The 21,878-nt window shown below is 60.7% G+C and carries 15 protein-coding genes; 10 read left to right on the forward strand and 5 right to left on the reverse strand.

Features of this window, described 5'->3' with window-relative positions:
• Positions 1-253: 253 nt before the first annotated feature.
• The 3 genes from E3O56_RS17080 to E3O56_RS17090 all read left to right on the forward strand — a co-directional run bounded on the left by E3O56_RS17080 (position 254) and on the right by E3O56_RS17090 (position 4,313).
• The gene (locus E3O56_RS17080) at positions 254-934 is read left to right on the forward strand and encodes a histidine phosphatase family protein (RefSeq protein ID WP_032880405.1); all 681 of its coding nucleotides are present in this window, start codon (positions 254-256) and stop codon (positions 932-934) included.
• 184 nt (positions 935-1,118) lie between these two features.
• Positions 1,119-2,774, forward strand: coding sequence for a lipid IV(A) 4-amino-4-deoxy-L-arabinosyltransferase (gene arnT, locus E3O56_RS17085; protein WP_248128599.1), 1,656 nt, complete (start codon positions 1,119-1,121; stop codon positions 2,772-2,774).
• 21 nt (positions 2,775-2,795) lie between these two features.
• Positions 2,796-4,313 (forward strand): glycosyltransferase family 39 protein, encoded by a 1,518-nt coding sequence (locus tag E3O56_RS17090; RefSeq protein ID WP_248128600.1) that lies wholly within the window; start codon positions 2,796-2,798, stop codon positions 4,311-4,313.
• A gap of 55 nt (positions 4,314-4,368) precedes the next feature.
• Here E3O56_RS17090 and E3O56_RS17095 read toward each other — a convergent pair whose 3' ends face one another.
• From E3O56_RS17095 to E3O56_RS17110, 4 genes are all read right to left on the reverse strand, one after another.
• The gene (locus tag E3O56_RS17095) at positions 4,369-5,277 is read right to left on the reverse strand and encodes a LysR substrate-binding domain-containing protein (protein WP_248128601.1); all 909 of its coding nucleotides are present in this window, start codon (positions 5,275-5,277) and stop codon (positions 4,369-4,371) included.
• Positions 5,277-6,125 (reverse strand): EamA family transporter, encoded by an 849-nt coding sequence (locus E3O56_RS17100; RefSeq protein WP_148853579.1) that lies wholly within the window; start codon positions 6,123-6,125, stop codon positions 5,277-5,279. The genes E3O56_RS17095 and E3O56_RS17100 overlap by 1 nt, the downstream gene beginning before the upstream one ends.
• 57 nt (positions 6,126-6,182) lie before the next feature.
• Positions 6,183-7,130, reverse strand: coding sequence for a TauD/TfdA family dioxygenase (locus E3O56_RS17105; RefSeq protein WP_248128602.1), 948 nt, complete (start codon positions 7,128-7,130; stop codon positions 6,183-6,185).
• A 455-nt stretch (positions 7,131-7,585) separates the two neighbouring features.
• Complete coding sequence (locus E3O56_RS17110) at positions 7,586-13,855, reverse strand: non-ribosomal peptide synthetase (protein ID WP_248128603.1); 6,270 nt, start codon at positions 13,853-13,855, stop codon at positions 7,586-7,588.
• A gap of 490 nt (positions 13,856-14,345) precedes the next feature.
• Here E3O56_RS17110 and E3O56_RS17115 point away from each other — a divergent pair, with 490 nt between their 5' ends.
• Positions 14,346-15,140, forward strand: a complete 795-nt coding sequence (locus E3O56_RS17115; protein WP_032880390.1) for a helix-turn-helix transcriptional regulator — start codon at positions 14,346-14,348, stop codon at positions 15,138-15,140.
• Positions 15,140-16,609, forward strand: coding sequence for an efflux transporter outer membrane subunit (locus E3O56_RS17120; RefSeq protein WP_143508466.1), 1,470 nt, complete (start codon positions 15,140-15,142; stop codon positions 16,607-16,609). The genes E3O56_RS17115 and E3O56_RS17120 overlap by 1 nt, the downstream gene beginning before the upstream one ends.
• Here the strand turns inward: E3O56_RS17120 and hpaA are convergent.
• On the reverse strand, positions 16,536-17,426 hold the full coding sequence (gene hpaA, locus E3O56_RS17125; RefSeq protein WP_177464424.1) for a 4-hydroxyphenylacetate catabolism regulatory protein HpaA: 891 nt from the start codon (positions 17,424-17,426) through the stop codon (positions 16,536-16,538). The genes E3O56_RS17120 and hpaA overlap by 74 nt on opposite strands.
• 98 nt (positions 17,427-17,524) lie before the next feature.
• Between hpaA and E3O56_RS17130 the strand changes: the two genes are divergently transcribed.
• From E3O56_RS17130 to E3O56_RS17150, 5 genes are all read left to right on the forward strand, one after another.
• Entirely contained in the window at positions 17,525-18,190 is a 666-nt protein-coding gene (locus E3O56_RS17130; RefSeq protein WP_032880387.1) for a fumarylacetoacetate hydrolase family protein, read from the forward strand.
• Entirely contained in the window at positions 18,187-18,957 is a 771-nt protein-coding gene (locus E3O56_RS17135) for a fumarylacetoacetate hydrolase family protein (RefSeq protein ID WP_223019047.1), read from the forward strand. Before E3O56_RS17130 ends, E3O56_RS17135 begins: the two co-directional genes overlap by 4 nt.
• 5 nt (positions 18,958-18,962) lie before the next feature.
• Positions 18,963-20,423, forward strand: a complete 1,461-nt coding sequence (gene hpaE, locus E3O56_RS17140; RefSeq protein WP_032880382.1) for a 5-carboxymethyl-2-hydroxymuconate semialdehyde dehydrogenase — start codon at positions 18,963-18,965, stop codon at positions 20,421-20,423.
• Between the two features lie 154 nt (positions 20,424-20,577).
• The gene (hpaD, locus tag E3O56_RS17145) at positions 20,578-21,435 is read left to right on the forward strand and encodes a 3,4-dihydroxyphenylacetate 2,3-dioxygenase (protein ID WP_248128604.1); all 858 of its coding nucleotides are present in this window, start codon (positions 20,578-20,580) and stop codon (positions 21,433-21,435) included.
• A gap of 15 nt (positions 21,436-21,450) precedes the next feature.
• On the forward strand, positions 21,451-21,843 hold the full coding sequence (locus E3O56_RS17150) for a 5-carboxymethyl-2-hydroxymuconate Delta-isomerase (protein ID WP_223019048.1): 393 nt from the start codon (positions 21,451-21,453) through the stop codon (positions 21,841-21,843).
• The last annotated feature ends 35 nt before the right edge of the window (positions 21,844-21,878 follow it).

The raw sequence follows: 21,878 nt of genomic DNA on the forward strand, positions 1-21,878 counted from the left end.
CTGCCAACGAGAATAACGGCTGAGGGACATGCCCACGCAAATTTTTCACATGGATTTCACCGCCTGCCCATCCTCGACACTTTAAAGTGCGCTCCCAGCGGTGATAACTCGCAACTTGTTAGTTACTAATACTCACACTTTTTACGACGCGGATGTTCAGCAAAAAGACAGCAGCACTGTGACAGGCTGCTGCTCCACAACGGGCGATCGCCCATTAACTTCACTGGTTATAAGCACAACTAAAGGGCCGAGGGTGAATAGCGTGGCAGACATGATCCTGGCCAATCCAAAACCCAAATGGGCAAGGTTGAAGCGCCTGAAAAAATACCGCCTGCCTGTGCTGGGCATCAGCGTAATCGGCCTGCTGCTCACAGGTTTTCTGTTGTGGCCCTCTTCCCCGCTTGACCTGGGTGTCGGCAATCGCCTGGTCACCTCCGGGGTGCTCGCCAGTTGGCGCCAGGGCGACCTGGTGGTTCTGGTGCGTCATGAAGAACGCTGCGACCGCTCGAAAAATCCTTGTTTCGGCCCTGCCAGCGGCCTCACGATCCAGGGCACGCAACGCGCGACCGAACTGGGCAAAGCCTTTGATTCATTGGGCATGGAGGCCACCGACGTGCTGAGCAGCCCGACCACGCGCACTGCCCAAACCTCGCTGTTCATGTTCGGCAAGACCGAGCTGTCCCCGGGCCCGCTCGCCATTTGCGGGGATGCCATGGCGGAGGAAATCCTCAGCCATAAACAGCCGAGTCGCAACCTGATGTTGATCACCCACAGCGCCTGCATGAGCGACTTCCAGACGAGCCTGGGCTTTCCCCATGCCGCAGCGGCCGAATATGGCAGTGCACTGTTCGTCAAGGTATTGCCCAACGGCAAACTTGAGGCAATGGGCACTCTGAGAATCCAGCAATGGGCCGCAGTACTTAAACAACTTTAATTACACTTATTTACATATCCAGCAGCTATTACGTTCAGCAAAACGACAGCCCTGTTCTGGCATGTTCAGTTGCGCCTCTTAGTTAGGTTCCCCCCCTCATTGATTCAGTGAACATCACGATGCTCGGCCCGATTAATTCAATACTCTTCTTGCACCTGTTTGAACGTCATGGAGCGACGTGCTCATGACCCGCCTGAACCCTCTGCTCTGGTTAATCCTGGGCTTTGCCGTTTTTTTCTTGCTGCCCCTGGGCTTTCACGGCCTGTGGATTCCGGATGAAACCCGTTATGCCCAGGTCAGCCAGGAAATGCTGATGAGCGGCAACTGGGTAGCGCCGCACTTTATGGGCGTGCGTTATTTCGAAAAGCCCGCCGCGGGCTATTGGCTGATTGCCCTGGGCCAGGCGGTGTTTGGCGAAAACCTGTTCGGCGTGCGTATTGCCTCGGTCCTGGCCACGGCGTTGAGTGTGCTGCTGGCCTACCTGATCGCGCGGCGCCTGTGGAACGACCCACGTAAAAGCTTCGCCTGCGCCCTGCTCTACATGAGCTTTGGCTTGGTGGCCGGGCAAGCCGGGTATTCCAACCTTGATCCGCAATTTACCTTGTGGGTCAACCTGAGCCTGGTCGCCCTGTGGTTTGCTCTCGACAGCCCCACCTTAGGTGGGCGTCTGGGTTGCTGGGCCTTGTTGGGGCTGGCGTGCGGCATGGGGTTCATGACCAAGGGGTTTCTGGCATGGCTGCTGCCGGTATTGGTCGCGGTGCCTTACCTGATCTGGCAGCGCCGCGTCGGTGAGTTGCTGCGCTACGGGCCGGTGGCGATTATGGTCGCGGTACTGGTTTGCCTGCCGTGGGCATTGGCGATCCATGTGCGGGAACCGGATTACTGGCGCTTTTTCTTCTGGCACGAACACATTCGCCGCTTCGCCTCCGACAATGCGCAACATGCGCGGCCGTTCTGGTTCTTCCTGCCGATCATGGTCGTGGCGTGTCTGCCGTGGGCCGCATTGCTGCCGACAACCCTGTGCAAGGCCTGGAACGAAAAACGCCAGCCGGCGATTGCCTTTCTCGCCCTGTGGTGGCTGCTGCCCCTGGGCTTTTTCAGCCTGAGCAAAGGCAAGTTGCCGACCTACATCATGCCCTGCCTGCTGCCCCTGGCGCTGCTGATGGGCCACGGCTTGATCGACCTGATCAAGCAAGGCAAGGCACGTACGATTGTGATCAACGGCGCGGTCAATTTCGTTCTCGGCATGGCGGCCATGGTCGGGCTGATTTACCTGCAAATCACCGACCCGCTGTACGGCAACAGCCACGCCGAGATGTTCAGCCTGTCCCTGGCTTTTATCGTGCTGCTGGGCTGGATCCTCGCCAACCTGTTGCAAGCGGTGCGCCCGCTGACGTTGTGGGCGATGCCGGCGCTGGGCATTGGCTTGCTGGTAGCCCTGCTGCCGGCGGGAATGCCGCAGTTGATAGCGGATAACGAAATGCCCGACCAGTTCGTGCTTGAGCACCTGGACGAACTGCAACACACCCGTGCTTTGCTGAGCAACGAACTGGGCCTGGCATCGGCATTGTCATGGCGCCTGCGTGAGCCAGAGGTGGCGTTTTACGGCACCGAGGGCGAGCTGCGCTACGGCTTGCATTACGAAGAAGCGGCGCACCGCAAGGTCACGCTCGACAACGTGCAAGCCTGGTTGGCCCAAGCCCGCGAGCGAGGTTCGGTGGGCGTGCTGATGCGGGTCCGCAGCACCAGCGAGCACCGCGAAGAAGGGCAATTGCCGCCCGGCGGCAAGCGCTATCGCAAGGGCAACCTGGTACTGACGATTTACCCCCAACAACCTTGATCGCCTTTGCAGGACCAGCCCATGAGCCTATGGAAAACCGAACGCGGCGCCCTGGTTTTACTGCTGGGCGTCTCGGCCTTGCTTTTGCTGCTGGGCCTGGGCAGCCGCGACCTATGGGGGCCGGAGACGCGCTGGGCCAACATCGCCTTGCAGATGCTGCAAAGCGGTGATTACTTCGACCCGTATCTCAAAGGCACGCCGTATTACGACAAACCCCTGCCCTCCTACTGGCTGATCACCGGCTTCGCCAGCTTGATGGGCGGCCTTGGCCCGTGGTCGTTGCGTCTGTCATCGGTGATTGCAGCGTGGCTGAGTATCTGGCTGGTGTACCTGATCGGCGAACGGCTGTTTCGCAAAGGCACAGGCTTGATCGCCGGCTGGATGCTCGCCACCACCTTCTACTTCCTGTTCTGGGCCAGGGTCGCCACGGCCGACGTGCTGACCGTGTGCGGCGTGCTGGCAGCCGTGTGGTGGTATTGGCGCGGACCGGAAGACACCAGGCTTGGGCGCTACACGGTGTTTTTCCTGTTGCTGGCAGCGACGTCTCTGTTCAAGGGCTTGATCGGTTTTGTGCTGCCTGGGCTGGTGCTGCTGCCGCACCTGCTCAGCCAGCAGCGCTACAAACGCCACCTCAATCTGCGCCTGCTGTTGGCCATGCTGATCGCCGCGGCGTTTTACGCGATTCCTTTCGTACTGTCCCACCGCTACGGCGCGCCTTCTTATGGCGAGAGCGGTCTGGCGTTGGTATTCAGGGAAAACGTGGTGCGTTTCTTCGATCCCTTCGATCACATGGGCCCGATCTACACCTACCTGATCTACCTGCCGGTCTACACCCTGCCCTGGGCCCCCTGCTGGCTACTGGGCCTGTGGCTGGCGGTGCGGCACTGGCGCCACACCCCACCCAACGTGCGCTGGCTGGTGTGGGGCCTGGGCCTGTTGTTTGCATTCTTCACCGCCAGCGGCAGCCGCCGCAGCTACTACGTACTGCCGCTGGTGCCCTTTGCCCAACTGCTCGCCGCCTGGTGGCTGAGCGAACGCCTAAAGAAAAAACCGGCGAGCTGGCCGCGCTGGCAAAAAGGCTTCGGCATCAGCGCAGGTCTGCTCTTGCTGGTGCTGGGGGTGATCTACCCCTGGACTACCGGCAACGGCGGCGTGACCCGCTTCGCCGAGGATGTGCAAGCCCAAGCCGTGAAAAACGCACCATGGGACCAATGGCAAATGGTGCTGGTGGAGGTCGACAACAAGCTGCCCATGTACCTGCAAAACCACGGCAAGCCCTTCTACTACGTCAGCGAAACCCAGGACTACCCCCGCCAGGGCGACAGCGCCGCGTTCATGGCCTGGCTGGAAAAGACCAGCGGCCAAAGGTTCGATCCGCAACACACGATTATCATCGCGCAGTATTCCAGGGAAGACCCGATGCCGCTGGCGTTTCTGGGCGTGGATCATCGAGTGGTCACTACGCAATCGGATAATGGCGAGCGTTTGTTTCAGAAGCGTGAGGGAGGGAGCGTGGCGTTTGTTCCGATGCCACGCTGAGAATCGAAGAGGTGCTGTTTGCAAAGGCTTGGCGTGAGCCCCCTACGGGGTGCATTTAAACTTCGCACACAAACTCGTCAGCCTGCGCCTTGAGCCAATCAAACAACCGAGCGATATCCGGCTCCGACTGACGACCCTCTCGGCAAATGATGTAATAGGCAGCCGGCGACATCATCACAGGAGCTTCCAGCGCAACCAAGGCTCCCTCCTTCAACGCGTCATGTACCAGTGCAGTTCTGCCCAACGCAATTCCCCCGCCTTTTACCGCCAGGCTGATAGCCAAACTGGAATCAGGAAAGCGTGGGCCATGGTGATAGGGCGGTGCTTGCAGCCCCTGGAAGGCAAACCAGCTCTCCCACCCTGGACACACTTGATCATCCACCCGATGAATCAATGGGTACTGGGCGATATCCGCCAGGGCAATATCGCCGTGTATACGCGCAAACGCTGGCGAACATACAGGAAATACCGCATCGCGCATCAAAAGCTCGACATGGTGGTCCGGATAGTCGCCGTACCCCATCACCACGGCGACGTCATACTGATGCGCACTCAAGCTGCTGCTGCTCATGTCCGCGCTGGTCAACACCAAATCCAGATTGAACGACGCGTGAGCATGAGAACCATGCATCCTGGGAATCAGCCAGGTTGAGCACAGAGAGGACGTACAGGCGAGGTAAAGCGGTTGAGGTTTACCGGGACTGAGCGAATGCAGCACAGCATCCAGGTCTTTGAAAAAACCTTCGGCCACCGGCAACAGTGCCTGCGCCGCCGGCGTGAGTTTGACGCCCCGTGAGTGGCGCTCGAACAACTGCACCCCCCACCACTCTTCCAGACCTGCGATTTGATGACTGATAGCGCTGGCGGTGAGGTTCAACTCGGATGCGGCACGCGCAAAACTGCCGGTCCGCGCGGCACTCACGAAGGCTTGAAGCATAGGGGTCGGGGGCGGACGTTGGGCCATCAGTTGCTCACTTTGATCAGGATGATCCCGCCAACAATGACGAATGCCGACAGCATTCGCCGCCAGCCAAACCGTTCATGAAAAAACAGTGCGGCAATAATGGTGCCGATAATAACACTGGTTTCCCGCAACGCGGACACCTTGGCTACCGCATCCAGGGACAACGCAAACAACACCAGGCCGTAGGACGCCAGGTAAAACACCCCTCCCAACATTCCTACCCGCCAGTGGCAGCGGATGGCCTGGGTGAATGCCGGACGCGCCTTGATCAACGCCAATAACGGGATCGGGATGCTCTGGAATACCGTCAGATAAATGATGTATTGCAGGACCGTCTCACTGGCTCGCACGCCTTTGGCGTCCACCACCGTATAGGACGCAATGAACGCTCCAGCGCACACCGCCATCAGGATCGGCTTGAGCATGTGCGCCGTCATCCTGCGCACAAATGTCAGGCTGATGATCCCCACGCAAATCATCAGCACACCTGCCATCGCCTGAAACGACAGCTGCTCATGCAGTAAGAAGTAGGAAAAAAGCGCAACCAGTACCGGCGGCACACCACGCATGACCGGGTAAACCTGACCGAAATCGCCGGTCTCGTAAGCTTTGATCAGAAACAATCGATAGATCGTATTGAGCACTACGGAAACCAGCACATAGCCCCACACCTCAAGGCTTGGCACATGAACCAACGGCAGCGCTGCCAGACAGATCAGCAATGCGGTGCCATCGACCATTGCCAAAGTCATAAAGCGACTGCTTCCGGCGCGTACTACGGCATTCCAAGTGGCGTGCATGAAGGCGGAGATCAAGACCAGGGTGATCGCGATATCGGAGTTGTCCATGGGGCTCGGCTTTTGCTGAAAACAGGGAGGAATCAGTTATGCAGGGCAAGCCAGGCATCATGGCTTGCGTAACCACATCCGTAGCATGTAGCGATTGAGATCGCTCAGCCGCTCATCATCATTGATCTGCGCACAGGGAACATTCCTGTCTATGAAATGCGTGCGGGTATGCAGGAACTTGTTGTCGGCAGAAATCAATACCTGCCCTGGTTCAAGCAGTGTGCGATGTTGGACTGAAGACTGGTCGAGCACAGCATCCAGTATATTCAGCGCCTGAGTTTGTGCGAGGGTCAACGGGACACCAGCCTTCAGATGAGCCGACTCAATGTAGACACGAAAATACCTGATCAAAGGAATGCCTGAGTCTGAAAAACTCAAGATGGGCGCTTTAAACAGCGTCTCATCCTCGGCCATGCCTCGATTCTCAAAAAAGAAATCGCATTTCAGCTGTGTCAGTACATCTGGAAACGTCATCAGCTCTGCGTAGACCGCGCTCGCATCAATCAGAATGCTCTCACCACCCAGCAGTGCTTTCTGACCACACGCCAAGATCAAATAGTCGATAGGTAGCGGGTCACTCACACCATCGTTGTGTACGTAAGCACCCTGCCGGGTTTGGTGGTATCTGGCACCCTCTTCAATACTCTTACCGCCCCGATCGTATACTTCAATAACCTTATGACCGAGATGATTCTGCACCATTGGCTTTCCCAGCAAAGAGCCAAATGTCCAAATGAGTGATTTGAAGACTGCGAGGCTATCGACTTTAAAGCCATCCAAGATCAACACATGAGTTTCATGGTCAATCATGTTTCGAATATTGTTTAATTCCGCATGCAGGATGGGTGAGCGAAGCGGATTGATGCAGGCAGGTGTTGTATCGAAGCGATGATCTTGACCACTGGACTCGACTATATTCTTTGCGCACAACAACTCATCAAATGCGGCTTTTGAAAGTCTGACTTTGGCTGCCTCTTGACGAAAATGACTGACATCCATGTTCATCGCAATCCTTTACGGTGGTGAGTAGGAGCCTCCATTTAACTAAGCTCAACCTTGTCCGAAAAAGCGAAACCTCATCAGGGTAGCCATCAACGCTCGTCATGACAGATTTTTCCTACGCCAAAATATGAGCTGTCACTGCTGGCAGTTTTGTCATGGTTTGTAAAGGGCCAGCAAGCCATCTCTCTTTAAATTGCAGGACGAAGATTCTGGCCGCGTGGCATTTGCTGGAGATAGCCAGAACCACAGTGGATCGCTCCATCGAGTGCATGAAGCCCTTGACGGCAACACCGTAAAATGTGGGAGGGGGCTTGCTCCCGATGGTACCGGTTCAATTGATATATCTGCTGCTCACACCCCACTGTCGGGGGCAAGCCGCAATGTCTGTAGGAGCGAGCTTGCTCGCTCCTACAAGCATATAGCCTGCCGCCCCACACACATTGAAGGCATTCCAATCTTCAGATCCGCCGGCGGCGGTTGAGGGCGGGAATGGCGGTTTGCGGCACTTCAACGCGCTGGACCTGCGCCACGGTCCTGGCGGCGAGTTGCGCCAGGGTTGGCTGGCTAAACAAGGTGCGTGCGTCCACTTCCAGCCCGGCCTTGCGCAGGCGGGCCACCAGGTTGACTGCCAGCAGCGAGTGCCCGCCCAGTTCGAAGAAGTGGTCGTGGCGCCCTACCCGCTCCAGTTTCAGTACGTCGGCCCAGATGCCGGACATCAAGGTTTCCACTTCGCCCTGGGGCGCTTCGTAGGCACGGCTGAGCACCGCGTCCAGGCCCGGCTCCGGCAGGGCCTTGCGGTCGAGTTTGCCGGCAGGGTTCAGGGGCAGTGCGTCGAGTTGTACGAAGGCGGCCGGCACCATGACTTCCGGCAGTTGATCCAGTACATGGGCGCGCAAGTCTTCCAGGCTCGGCGCCTGGCCGCGCAGGGTGAAGTAGGCGACCAGGCGCTCATCGCGAATCAGTACCGCCACTTCACGCAACGCCGGGTGTGCACTCAGGCGTGCTTCGATTTCGCCCAACTCCAGGCGCACGCCGCGCAGTTTGACCTGGAAGTCATTACGCCCAAGGAACTCCAGATTGCCGTCCGGCAGGTAGCGCACCAGGTCGCCCGTGCGATACAGGCGGTCACCGACAACGAAGGGGTTGTCGATAAACCGCTCGGCAGTCATCTGCTCCAACCCCAGGTAGCCACGGGCTACTCCCACACCACCGATATGCAGTTGACCGCTGATGCCGATGGGTACCGGTGCGTCATGGGCATCCAACACGTACAAGCGGGTATTGTTGATCGGCCGGCCAATCGGCAGTTGCACCGCGGGTACTGGCGCGCCGGGTTCGAGGGTCCAGGCGCTGCTGTCGACCGTGGCTTCGGTAGGGCCGTAGACGTTGTGCAAGCGCACCTTGGGCAAGCGCGCCTGCACACCACGGGCCAGGGCTTCGGTCAGTTCGCCGCCGCCGCACAACACATCGGTGAGGCTGGTGCACAGGGCCGACTCGTCCAGCTCAAGAAACTGCTGCAACATCGCCGGCACAAACTTGATCACGCTGATCTGCTGCTCGCGAATCAACTGGGCCAGATACGCAGGTTCACGATGACCATCGGGCCGCGCCAGCACCAGGCGCATACCGTTGCTCAATGGCCAGAACAGTTCCCACACCGAACCGTCAAAGCTGAATGGCGCGCGCTGCAACAAGGCGCCGCCTGCGGCGTCGGGGCACAATTGCGAGCCCCAGTGCAGCAGGTTACCCAGGCCGCGATGTTCGATCATCACGCCCTTGGGGATGCCGGTGGAGCCCGAGGTGTACATCACGTAAGCCAGGTTGGCGACGCTCAAACCCGGTACCGACGGATTGTCGGTCGGCGCCTGGCTCCAGGTGCAGTGGTCGAAGTCGATCACGGGGATTGCAACCTCGCCCGGCACTTCGCGGGTAGCGCCGTGTACCAGCAGCGCCACCGGCTGGCTGTCGGCGAGCATGTAGGCCAGGCGTTCGCGTGGGTAGCCCGGGTCGAGGGGCACATAGGCACCGCCCGCCTTGAGAATGGCCAATAACCCCACCACCAGCTCCAACCCGCGCTCCACACACAGTGCCACCCGCGAGTCGGGCCGTACACCACGCTCGCGCAGATGAAAGGCCAGTTGGTTGGCGCGCTCGTTGAGTTCGCGATAGGTCAGTTGCTGTTCGCCGGCCTGTACCGCGATGGCATCGGGAATGTCCCGCGCATGGGCTTCGAACAACGCCTGGACGGTGAGGGTTTGCGGGTAGTCCGTGGCGGTGGCGTTGAAGCCTGACAACTGGGTGTGCAACTCGCTGGCGGGCAACACCTGTATGTCCCGAAGCGGCATTTTCGGCGCCTGCTCAAGCGCATCCACCAGGCCATTGAGCACCGTGTCAAAGTAGCTCAGGACCCGCTCGGCACCCACGGTGCACGGCGCCTTGGCTTTGAGCCGGAAACCGCTGGCCACGTCATCCACCGTCAACATCAGCGGGTAACTGAGGATATCTTCACTGTTGAGCAAGGCCATGCCCGGTACCAGTTTCAGTTCGGGATCGGCCGAGGTGTGGCGGTAATTGAGCAGGCTGTTGAACAGCGGTGACACGCCGCTGCAACGCTGGGCCAACGCCAGGGAGGCTTGTTCATGAGCGAGCAAGGCGCTCAGTTGTGTGTGGGTGTCGTGCAGTGCATCCACCACGTTTTGCCCGACCAGGCGCAGGCGCAGCGGCAAGGTGTTGATGAACATGCCCAACGCCCGCTCGGCACCCTCGCCGGCTTGCAAGCGGCCAAGCAGTACGGTGCCGAACACCACATCGTCGCGGCTCGCCACCCGGCTGAGCACCTGGGCCCAGGCCAGGTGGAACAGGCTCGCGGCGCTCACGCCAAGAGCGCGGGCCTGGCTGCGCAGGCGCAGGTTGAGCGCGTCATTGAGCAGGCGTTCGGCTTCTTCGGTCTCGGCACGCTTGGCCTGGCGCTCCTGCACGCCAAACGCCAGGGTCGGCTCATCCACCTCTGCCAACTGCTGGCGAAAGAACGCCTCGTGCGCAGCCTGGCGCACGGCTGATCGGGCTTGCGCCACCACATTGCGGTACGGCACCGGCACGGGCAGTTGCGCCTGTTGGCCGAGCAGATGGGCGCGGATCTCGTCCACCAACAGGGTGGTCGAAGTGGCATCGTTGACCAGGTGATGAAAGCGCAGCCTGGCGATCCAGCGCTGATGGTGAGGTTCATCGGCGTAGTCCAGGGCCATCAGCGGCGCCTGGCGCAAGTCCAGCGGTTGAGCCGGCTCGCGCAGCGGTTCGACCCGCAACCGCGCTTTTCGCCACACCACCTGCATCGGTTGTTCAAGGGCATCCCACACCAGGCTGGTGCGCAGGATGTCATGGCGGTCGATCACTTGCTGCAGGGCGTGGGCGAAGGCATCCAGTTGCTCGCGGCGCGCAAAGCTGAACAGAGCCTGTTGCTGATACGGGTCGTGCGCATCGGTGATGTGGTGATAAAGCAAGCCTTCCTGCAACGGCGCCAGCGGGTAGATTTCCTGCACATTCGCTGCGCCACCAGGGATGCTTGCGACGATGCGGTCGAGGCTGGCTTGATCCAGCTCGGCCAAGGCGAGCAGATCGGTACTGATATGCGTACAGCCTGGCGGGATTCGATTGTCTGGCACCGCTATTTCATTACCGCCACACGCTGCCGCCAGCGCCGCCAACGTTGGCTGGCCGAACAGCACCTGCACATCGGCACGCAGGCCGGCCTGGCGCATGCGCTGCACCAGTTGCACCGCCAACAGCGAATGCCCGCCCAACTCGAAGAAATGGTCGTGGCGCCCTACTTGCTGCACGTGCAGCAACTCGGCCCAGATCTGCGCAAGGGTAGCTTCCACACCGGCCTGCGCTGCTTCGAAGCGGCGAGTGACAAAGGCTTCCTGGCTGGGTGCGGGCAAGGCTTTGCGGTCGAGCTTGCCATTGGCGGTCAGGGGCAACGCCTCAAGGCGGACATAGGCCGCCGGCACCATATAGTCAGGTAACGAGGCCTGCAAATGGGCGCGCAGGGTTTGAATCTCGACTGGCTCACGCGGGATAAACCAGGCCAGCAATTGCCCTTGGCGAAACTGCACTACCGCGTCCTTGATCACCGGGTGGGCGGCCAGGGCCGATTCGATTTCCCCCAGTTCGATGCGTACACCGCGGATTTTTACCTGGTCGTCGTTGCGTCCCAGGTACTCAAGATTGCCGTCCGACAGCCAGCGCGCCAGATCGCCGGTGCGGTACATACGCGCGCCGTTGAAAGGGTCGTCCAGGAAGCGTTCGGCATTCAGTTCAGGTCGGTTCAGATACCCCCGCGCCACGCCCTTGCCGCCCACATACAACTCCCCCACTGCGCCAATCGGCACCGGGCGTTGTTGCGCATCCAGCAGATAGACCTGGGCGTTGGCGACCGGCGCGCCGATGTGCAGCGGCTGGCCCACCTCAACGGCTCCAGAGGTGGCAACCACGGTGGCTTCGGTAGGGCCGTAGTTGTTGATCAGTTCAAATGTCTGCGCCTGGGTGAACGTGCGCAGGCGATCGCCGCCAATCAGCAAGGTGCGCAAGGTGGGATGCCCAAGCTGCTGGCTGAAGGCGTATTCGGCCACAGGCGTGGGCAGGAAACACACGTCCAATGGCTGCGCGCGCCACCAGTCGAGCAGCGCATCGATATTTTCCGCACCGTCGTGGGCCGGTGGCAGGTGCAGCGTTGCACCCACGCATAACGCCGGCCAGACTTCCCAGGCCATGGCATCAAAACCAAAGCCGGCGACGCTGGCGGTATGGCTGCCCGCGTGCAGGTCGAACGCCCGGCAGTGCCAGTCCACCAGGTTCGATACGCTGTGGTGCTCCACCATCACACCCTTGGGCAAGCCGGTGGAGCCGGAGGTGTAAATCACATAGGCCAGGTTCGACGGCGAGACCGCAACCTCGGGGTTACTGTCGATGTGCGAGGTGACCTGCTCCAGCGCGATCACTGGCACCGTGGAGACAGGCAAGCGCTGGCGCAAATTCTGTTGGGTCAGGATTGCCACAGGCGCACTGTCTTGCAGCAGGTAGTCCAGGCGTTCAGCCGGATGGGCCGGATCCAGCGGCACGTAGCAGGCGCCGGATTTGAGCACTGCCAACAACCCCGCCAATGTGTCCAGCCCACGTCGGGCCAGCACGGCCACGCGATCATCCGGCTGTACGCCGTGTGCCAATAGTTGATGCGCCAGGGCATTGGCCTGACGGTTGAGGTGGGCGTAGGTCAGCTGATGGCCCTGATACACCGCGGCAATGGCGTCGGGCGTGTGTGCGGCTTGCGCTTCAATCCGCCGGTGCAAGGTTTGCGGCAGTGCGTTGGGCTGCGCGGTGGCGTTCCAGTGCCGCAGCCGAGCCTGAGCTTCAGGCGCCAGCATGGAAAACTCACCGACCGGCAACGAGGGGTCTTCCAGCCCTTGCTCCAATAGCCAGGTGAAGCCGCGCGCCATCGCCTGGACGTCGTCGTGCTGGAAGTACGCCTCGTTGTAGACGCAATGCAGCCACGCACTGTCCTGGTAGCGGTTGCTGCGCAGGTGAATGGCGATCGGCAATGCCTCATGGTGGTTGGACACCTTGATGGCACGCGCCTGCACCTGACCGAAGCGCAGGTCATGGTCGTCCTGCTCGAACGACACCGACAGGTCGAACAACTGCCCGCGATCGGTTCGTCGCAGGCCAAGCTCACGGTTCATCTCGCTTAATGGGAAGCGCTGATGGCGGAAATCCTGCTTGAGCTGATCGCGTATGCCGCGCACCAGCTCACCAAAAGGCAACCCCTCGCTGAACTGAAAACGCACCGCACTGACCTGGGCAAACATGCCGACGGTGGCGCGAAAACGCGCGTTGGAGCGGTTGAGAATCGGCAGCCCCACTACCCATTCCTGGCGTTGACTGGTGCGGCTGAAATACACATACATCGCCGCCAGCAACACATGAAAAGCCGACGCCTGGCAGCGGTTGGCGACCTGCTCCATACGGTTGAGCAGCGCCACCGCAAAGCCTTCCAGGAAGGTGTTGCTCGACGCCTTGGTGGTTTGCTTCGGCGTCAGCAGTGGCTCGGGCAGTACCTGGAACTTGTCCAGCCAATAGTCACGGTCACGGGCGTAACGGGCCGAGTGCAGGTAGTGCTGGTCGGTGTCGATAAAGTCGATATAGGACGGTGCGAACGGCTCCACGTGCCGGCCTTGCTCCAGGGCGGTATACAACTGCGCGAGGGACTGCACCAACTGGCCGAAGCCCCAGCCGTCGAGAATCAGGTGGTGAGCCTGGATACCGAGGTGGTAGTGGTCGTCGTCGAGTTTGACCAGCAGGACGCGCACCAGCGGCGCGCCGCTCATCATGAACGGTCGGGCCATTTGCGCCTGCATCAGGGCCCGGCTCGCGGCGCACGGGTCGGGTAACGCCGCGAAGTCATGCAAGGCCACGTCCACCGGCAGTGCCGAAGCGAAGGTTTGCCGCGCCAGCCCTTCGGCGTCGGTATGCAATTGAATGCGCAACGCATCGTGTCTGGACACCAGCTGCGCTACGGCCTGCTGGATGCGCTCAGGCATCACTGGGCCGGCAACATCCAGATAGCCGCCAATGTTATACAGCGGCGAATCGCCCACGCGCATCTGATCAAGCCAAATGTCCTGTTGGGCGGCAGTGAGGGGGAAGCTGGCCGGCTGGCGGGAGGAATACTGCATAAGATCCTTCTCATGGAGGTCAGGCACTGGCCGCGCAGGGTGGCCCATTACGCCGAATTTGCCGGATTTGAGCATGGGGGGGCCGCAGGCGTCTGTCACCCGAAACCCGGACATTCAAATGGATGGAACGGGCTTGGTGGGTCGTTCACTGCTGAAACGATTAAAGCGCTGTAGGAAATTGGCTATACATGGCCGATGCTGGCACTTTGAACCTCTGCAAGAATTTAGACTTTTACTTTAAATATCATCCAGTTACTTAAACCTAAAAATACCTTGCGAGCGTTCGTTGCCGGTTTTATTGACCAGAAACGTCGGAATAATGACGCAGATTTTATGGCAGCTTGTGTCCCTCGTTTCCGCTACATACGTAGGACAAATCCATATGGCTAAATAAAATCTCGAACGCCGAGTTACGTTCAAGCAGTACGGATCGCCCCGCCGCAGCCCGGAGCCTCCGCAGACGGTTTTCGACATCAAGGATGAAATGGCTATGAGTCTGACCCGCAGTATTGGCGACACACAGGGCCCGCATTTTTATGCCGAAATGGGCGAGTTGATTTCAAATAGCGGCCATGAACGCTTCGCCGCAGACATGTTGCACCTGGTAGACAAATGGGTGCCGATTCACCTGGTGGACCTCAGCGAATGGACGCTCGATGAGCTGCGCGACCGCGTGCTCGACATCAAGCTGCTGGGCAGCGCCGGGCTGAAAAAGGAGTTGTCTGTACCCCAGACACTGCACCCGTTGAACGACCACCCGCTGATGCGCGAAATGCTGCGCATGCAAGACCCGTTGTTGATCCAGATGAAAGCCAAGGCCAACAGCGCGCACCCATTGGGCAGTTCGCACCAGTGCAACCTGGTATCGCGCCAAGGGAACCGACGCTGTGTGATTTCGTTCTACCGGCCGCCAACTCAGCGTGGGTTTTCCCTGGCTGAGTTGTCGTTTCTCAAGTGCTTGTCGGACACCCTGTTGCCGTTGATGGAGCGGCACGCGCAACTGCTGCGCCAGGTGCCGCACGCCGAGATTGAGCCGGCCCACACCCTGCTGGAACAATCGCAATTGCAGCGCGAGTTCTACAAGCGCCTGGCTCTGAGCGATATCACCCTTTCGGCGCGTGAGCAGGAAGTGTGCCTCGGCCTGCTGACCGGCGGCACCGTGCCGCAGATCGCGGAAAAACTCAGTGTGAAAAACAGCTCGATCGAAACCTACCTCAAGCGCGCCGCCGCCAAGCTGGGCGTGAGCGGCCGGCATGGCCTGGCCAAATGGATGGTGGGTGCCTGATGAACAAACGGATGCTTTGCTGCGTCGGGGTGGCGTGGACGCTCAGTGGCTGTTCGCTGATCCCCGAGTATCAGCGGCCAGCAGCGCCGACGCCTGCGCAGTTTCCTCAAGGCGGCGTGTACAGCCTGGCGCAGGCCGGCGACCTGACGCAGAATCCGGATTGGCAGCAGCTGTTCCACGACCCGGCGCTGCAACGGTTGATTGCCGATGCCCTGGTCAACAACCGCGACCTGCGGGTAGCCGCCCTGAATGTAGAGGCGTTCCAGGCGCAGTATCGTATACAGCGCGCCGACCTGTTCCCGGCGATCTCCGCCAGCGGTGCCGGCAAGCGTCAGAAATTGCCGGGTAACGTGACAGGCACCGGCAAATCGGCGATCACCTCCAACTATTCCGCCACCTTGGGCCTGAGCGCTTATGAGCTGGACCTGTTCGGCCGCGTGCGCAGCCTCAGCGAACAGGCGCTGCTGACTTACCTGGGCACCGAAGAAGCCCGACGCAGTGCGCAATTGAGCCTGGTGGCAAACGTGGCCAACGCCTACCTGACCTGGCGCGCCGATCAGGAACTACTGGCCCTGGCCGAGCAAACCCTGGTGGCCAACGACCACAGCTGGCAACTGACCAGCCGCAGCAAAAACGCAGGCAAAGCTTCGGCGCTGGAGGTGGTGCAAGCCCGTACCGCAGTGGAAAGCACCCGCGCCAGCGTCGCACGCTATGAACGCCAGGTCGCCCAGGACCTTAACAACCTCGTGCTGCTGGTGGGCGGCCCGGTGGATGAGCATCTGCCCGCTCGCCCGCTGGCCGATGACCTGGTCGCCCGCGTCCCCGCCGGGTTGCCCTCCGACCTGCTGCAACGCCGCCCGGATATCCTCCAGGCCGAATACCAGTTGCAGGCGGCCAACGCCAATATCGGCGCCGCCCGTGCTGCGTTCTTTCCGTCCGTGACCCTCACGGCCAATGCCGGCAGCACCAGCAAGGAGCTGTCGGGTCTGTTCAAGGGCGGCTCGGGCACCTGGACCTTCCAGCCGCAAATCAACCTGCCGATCTTCAACGCCGGCAGCCTGCGTGCCAGCCTCGATTACGCCAAGTTGCAGAAGGACATCACGGTGGCCCAGTACGAAAAGTCCATCCAGAGCGCCTTCCAGGAAGTGGCCGACGGCCTTGCCGCTCGCCAGACCTTCAACGACCAACTGGATGCGCAACGGGATTTCGTTGCCGCCAACCAGAACTATTACGACCTGGCCCAGCACCGCTACCGCAGCGGCGTGGACAGCAACCTGACGTTCCTCGATGCGCAGCGGGCGTTGTTCAGCTCGCAACAGGCGTTGATCGTGGACAGGCTGGCGCAGCTGGTGGCGGAGGTGAACTTGTATACGGCGTTGGGTGGGGCGTGGCGCGTCAACGCAACGCCGACTGCCGCAACCGATACTCCCCCGGCGTCATCTGCGCATACCGCAGGAAAAACCGGCTGAAATACGCCGGGTCCTTGAACCCCAGCTGGTAACAGATTTCATTTGCGGAGCTGCCGGTAAACAACAGCAGGCGTTTGGCCTCTTGCATCAGGCGTTCAAGAATCAGGCGCTTGGAGGGCAGGTCGGCGATGCGTCGGCACACCTCATTGAGGCGTGCCTGGGTCACGCCGATGGCCTGGGCATAACGCGCCAGCGGCCAATGCTCCAGGTAATGGGCTTCGATCAGTTCGTTGAAGCGGTGAAAAATCCGCAGGTCTTCATGGGCCGTCGGCCGTGCCGGCAGGGCGTGGGCGCACAGGCGCAGCAGGCGGATCATGATCAAGCGCGTCAGGCTGTCGAGGGCGGCTGCGCGGCCTGCCCGTTCGGCGTTGATCTCGCCGCACAGTTCTTCGAAAAGCTGGTCCAGCCCTTCGGCGTCGGCACCCAGCGCGACACACGCAGCCCCGGAGGCGAGGCTGGGGTCGGCGTCGATCAAGCCCCACACCAGCTGCTGGCGCACCGTCAGCACATGCCCGTCGGCATCGGCTTCGGTGACGAAGGCGTGGGCCACCGTGGGCGGCGTGAGGAAAAACATCGGCCCTGCTTCGACGTACTGGCGGTCGTCCAGATACACCCGCACCGCGCCACTCTTGACGTAATGCACCTGGAAAAATCGGTCATGGCGATGCACGGCCATATTGCGCCCGAAAAAACCTGCCAGGTTGCCCAGCTTGTCGTAATGCACCTCGGCATCGCTGTAACGCTGGTCGTAGACCTGCCCGAGGTTGATGTTGGGAATCGGCTGCACGTCGCCCTCCTCTTGTTGTTGTGATGCCATCGGAGTGTGCCACGCTTGACGGTAGTTAACATATTAATTATAAAGTTAACAACTTAACGAACTGCCTATGCAGCCGTCGTCACCGCCAGGAGAAACGCATGAGCCGTACCCTGCATGATGTTGCCAGCGGCACCCTGTTCGGCGTTGCGCTGAACTACCAGGGCCTGCTGGACCAACATCTCGCCGCCTTCGAGCAGGCGCCCTACCAGAAGCCGCCAACCAAGCCAGTGTTGTTCATCAAGACGCCCAACACCCGTAATGCCCATGGCGGCGTGGTGTTGCAGCCTGCAGGCGAGCGCCTGCAACCGGGCCCGGCGCTGGGCGTGGTGATCGGCCAGCGCGCCAGCCGCGTCAGCCTGGACAATGCCATGGCCCATGTGGCCGGGTATGTGGTGGTCAACGAATTCAGCCTGCCGGAAGACAGCTATTACCGCCCTGCCGTCAAAGCCAAATGCCGCGATGGGTTTTGCGCCTTGGGCCCGCAAGTGATTGAGCGGGATCAAGTGGCCAACCCCAACGAGCTGGCCCTCAAGCTCTTCGTCAATGGCGAGCTGCGCCAGCAAAACTCCACCGCCCATTGGGTGCGCGACATCCCACAATTGATCGCCGAGATCAGCGAGTTCATGACCCTGCATCCCGGTGACGTGCTGATCACCGGTACACCGGAGGGCCGCGTGGATGTGCAGCCGGGTGATCGTGTTGAAGTTGAAATCACTGGCGTCGGCCGCCTGCTCAATATCGTTCAGGCGGAGGCACTGGCATGAAGCGCGCACGTATCCGTTTTGAAGGTCAGATCCATGCCGTGCAGGTAGACGACGATCACAGCGTGCGCCTCAGCGATGGCCGGCGGCTTGCCGAAGATCAGGTGCAATGGCTGCCGCCCGCCACCGGCAACATGTTCGCCCTGGGCTTGAACTACGCCGATCACGCCGCCGAACTGGCCTTCACACCGCCGACCGAACCGCTGGCCTTTATCAAGTCGGTCGGCACCTACACCGGTCACCGCCAAGTCACCTGGCGCCCGGACAACGTCGCCTACATGCACTACGAGTGCGAACTGGTGGCGGTGATCGGCAAGACCGCGCGCAACGTCAAGCGCGCCGACGCCCTGGACTACCTGGCCGGTTACACGGTGTGCAACGACTACGCGATCCGCGACTACCTGGAAAACTACTACCGCCCCAACCTGCGGGTTAAAAACCGCGACGCCACCACCCCGGTGGGCCCCTGGATCGTCGACGTGGCCGATGTGCCCGACCCAGGCAACCTGAAGTTGCGCACCTGGATCAACGGCGAGCTGCGCCAGGAAGGCAGCACCCAAGACATGATTTTCGATATCCCCTACCTCATCGAATACCTGTCCAGCTTCATGACCCTGCAACCCGGCGACATGATCGCCACCGGCACGCCCGAGGGCCTGGCCGATGTGGTGCCGGGCGATGAGGTGGTGGTGGAAGTCGAAGGCGTGGGCCGCCTGGTCAACCGTATTGTCAGTGAGACGGAGTTTTTCTCCGTGCGCAAAGAGGCTTGAGCACCATGATCAAACACTGGATCAACGGCCGTGAGGTCGAGAGCAAAGACGTATTCATCAACTACAACCCGGCCACCGGCGAGGCCATCGGCGAAGTCGCCAGCGGTGGTGCCGATGAAGTCGCACAAGCCGTGGCGGCAGCCAAGGAGGCGTTTCCCAAGTGGGCCAACACCCCGGCCAGGGAGCGCGCACGCTTGATGCGCAAGCTCGGCGAATTGATTGAGCAGAACGTGCCACGCCTGGCCGAGCTGGAAACCCTCGACACCGGTTTGCCGATCCACCAGACCAAAAACGTGCTGATCCCACGGGCCTCGCACAACTTCGACTTTTTCGCCGAAGTCTGCACCCGCATGGACGGCCACAGTTATCCGGTGGATGACCAGATGCTCAACTACACCCTGTACCAGCCGGTAGGCGTGTGCGGGTTGGTGTCGCCATGGAACGTGCCGTTCATGACCGCCACCTGGAAGACCGCGCCGTGCCTGGCGCTGGGCAATACCGCCGTATTGAAAATGTCGGAGCTGTCGCCACTGACCGCCAATGAACTGGGACGCCTGGCGGTGGAAGCCGGGATCCCCAACGGCGTGCTCAATGTGATCCAGGGCTACGGCGCGACCGCTGGTGATGCACTGGTACGCCATCCGGATGTACGGGCGATTTCCTTTACCGGCGGCACTGCCACTGGCAAGAAAATCATGCAGACCGCCGGCCTGAAAAAGTACTCCATGGAGCTGGGCGGCAAGTCGCCGGTGCTGATTTTTGAAGACGCCGACCTGGAGCGCGCCCTCGACGCCGCACTGTTCACGATCTTCTCCCTGAACGGCGAGCGGTGCACCGCCGGTAGCCGGATCTTTATTCAGGAAAGCGTCTACCCGCAATTTGTCGCCGAGTTCGCGGCGCGGGCCAAGCGCCTGATCGTAGGCGACCCGCAGGACCCCAAGACCCAGGTCGGTTCGATGATCACCCAGGCCCATTACGACAAGGTCACCGGCTACATCAAGATCGGTCTGGAGGAAGGCGCCACACTGCTGGCCGGCGGCCTGGAGCGCCCGGCCAACTTGCCGGCGCACCTGAGCCGCGGCCAGTTTATCCAGCCGACGGTGTTTGCCGATGTGAACAACCGGATGCGCATCGCCCAGGAAGAAATCTTTGGTCCGGTGGTGTGCCTGATCCCGTTCAAGGACGAAGCCGAAGCGCTGCAACTGGCCAACGACACCGAATACGGGCTGGCGTCCTATATCTGGACCCAGGACATCGGTAAGGCTCATCGGCTGGCGCGCGGTATTGAGGCGGGCATGGTATTTATCAACAGCCAGAACGTGCGCGATTTGCGTCAGCCCTTTGGCGGGGTGAAAGGCTCGGGCACCGGGCGCGAGGGTGGCCAGTACAGCTTTGAAGTGTTTGCCGAGATCAAGAACGTGTGTATTTCCATGGGCAGTCATCACATTCCGCGCTGGGGTGTGTAGCCCAGGATCAAACAAGCCTCCTGTGGGAGCCGGGCTTGCCCGCGATGCAGACACCGCGGTCCTTCAGCCGTACCGAGTCGATGCAATCGCAGGCAAGCCAGCTCCCACAGGGACCTCACAAGCCTTACAAGAATAATTATTCAGGAGAATCATCATGGGCGACGTGGTTCTGGCAGCGAAGATCTGCCACGTACCGTCGATGTACCTGTCGGAACTGCCCGGCAAGCATCACGGCTGTCGCGAAGCGGCGATTGCCGGGCACAAGGAAATCGGCCGGCGCGCCCGCGAACTGGGGGCCGACACCGCCGTGGTGTTCGACGTGCACTGGCTGGTCAACAGCGGTTATCACGTCAACTGTGGCGAGCAGTTCCAGGGCACCTACACCAGCAACGAGCTGCCGCACTTCATCAAGAACATGGATTACGCCTACCCCGGCTGCCCCGAGTTAGGCGAGCTGATCGCCGCCGAAGCCAACCTGGCCGGCGTGCGCAGCATGGCCCATAACATCCCGAGCCTGGAGCTGGAATATGGCACGCTGGTGCCCATGCGCTACATGCACATGGGCGTGCCCGAGGATCAAAAACTCAAGGTGATTTCCATCGCTGCCTGGTGCGCCTGGCATCGCCTGGAAGACAGCTTTGCCTTCGGCGCCGCTGTGCGCCGGGCCATCGAAAAGAGTGACCGCAAAGTGCTGGTGCTGGCGTCCGGCTCGTTGTCCCACCGTTTTTCCGACGACCGCCAGGCCGAAGCGAATATCCACAACTGGACCCGTGAGTTTGACAAGCAGGTAGACCTGCACGTGGTCGAGATGTGGCAGCAAGGCCGCTTCAAAGAGTTCTGCGCGATGCTGCCGGACTACGCCGAACACTGCTTTGGCGAAGGCAAGATGCACGACACCGCCATGCTCCTGGGCCTGCTGGGTGGGCCGGACTATGCCCAGCCGGCCGAGATCATCACGCCGCCGTTCGGCAGTTCGGGCACTGGCCAGATCAACGCGATTTTCCCGCTGTAGCTTTGGGAGAAACCTATGCCGCACTTTATCGCTGAGTACACCGACAACCTTGAACCTCAGGCCGATTTGCCTGGCCTGTTTGAAAAAATCCACCGCGTGCTGGGCGACAGTGGCGTGTTTCCGTTGGGCGGCATCCGTAGCCGTGGTGTGCCCCTGGACACCTGGCGCATGGCCGACGGCAAGCATGACTACGCCTTCGTGCACATGACCCTCAAGGTCGGCCACGGCCGCGACCTGGCCACGCGCCAGGCGGTGGCCGAAGCCGTGTTCGCGGTGATCACCGCGCACTTCGCCCAATTGCAGGCGCAGCGGTTGTTGGCGCTGTCGTTCGAGATGGTCGAGTTGCACCCACAGCTCAACTTCAAGCAGAACAATGTGCATGCGTTTCTGAATAACGCGGCGGGATAAAAACCTGCCCTCCCCTCACGGCCACTCAGACAAAA

The sequence above is a fragment of the Pseudomonas sp. W2Aug9 genome (assembly GCF_023127755.1).
Lineage (GTDB): Bacteria > Pseudomonadota > Gammaproteobacteria > Pseudomonadales > Pseudomonadaceae > Aquipseudomonas > Aquipseudomonas synxantha_A.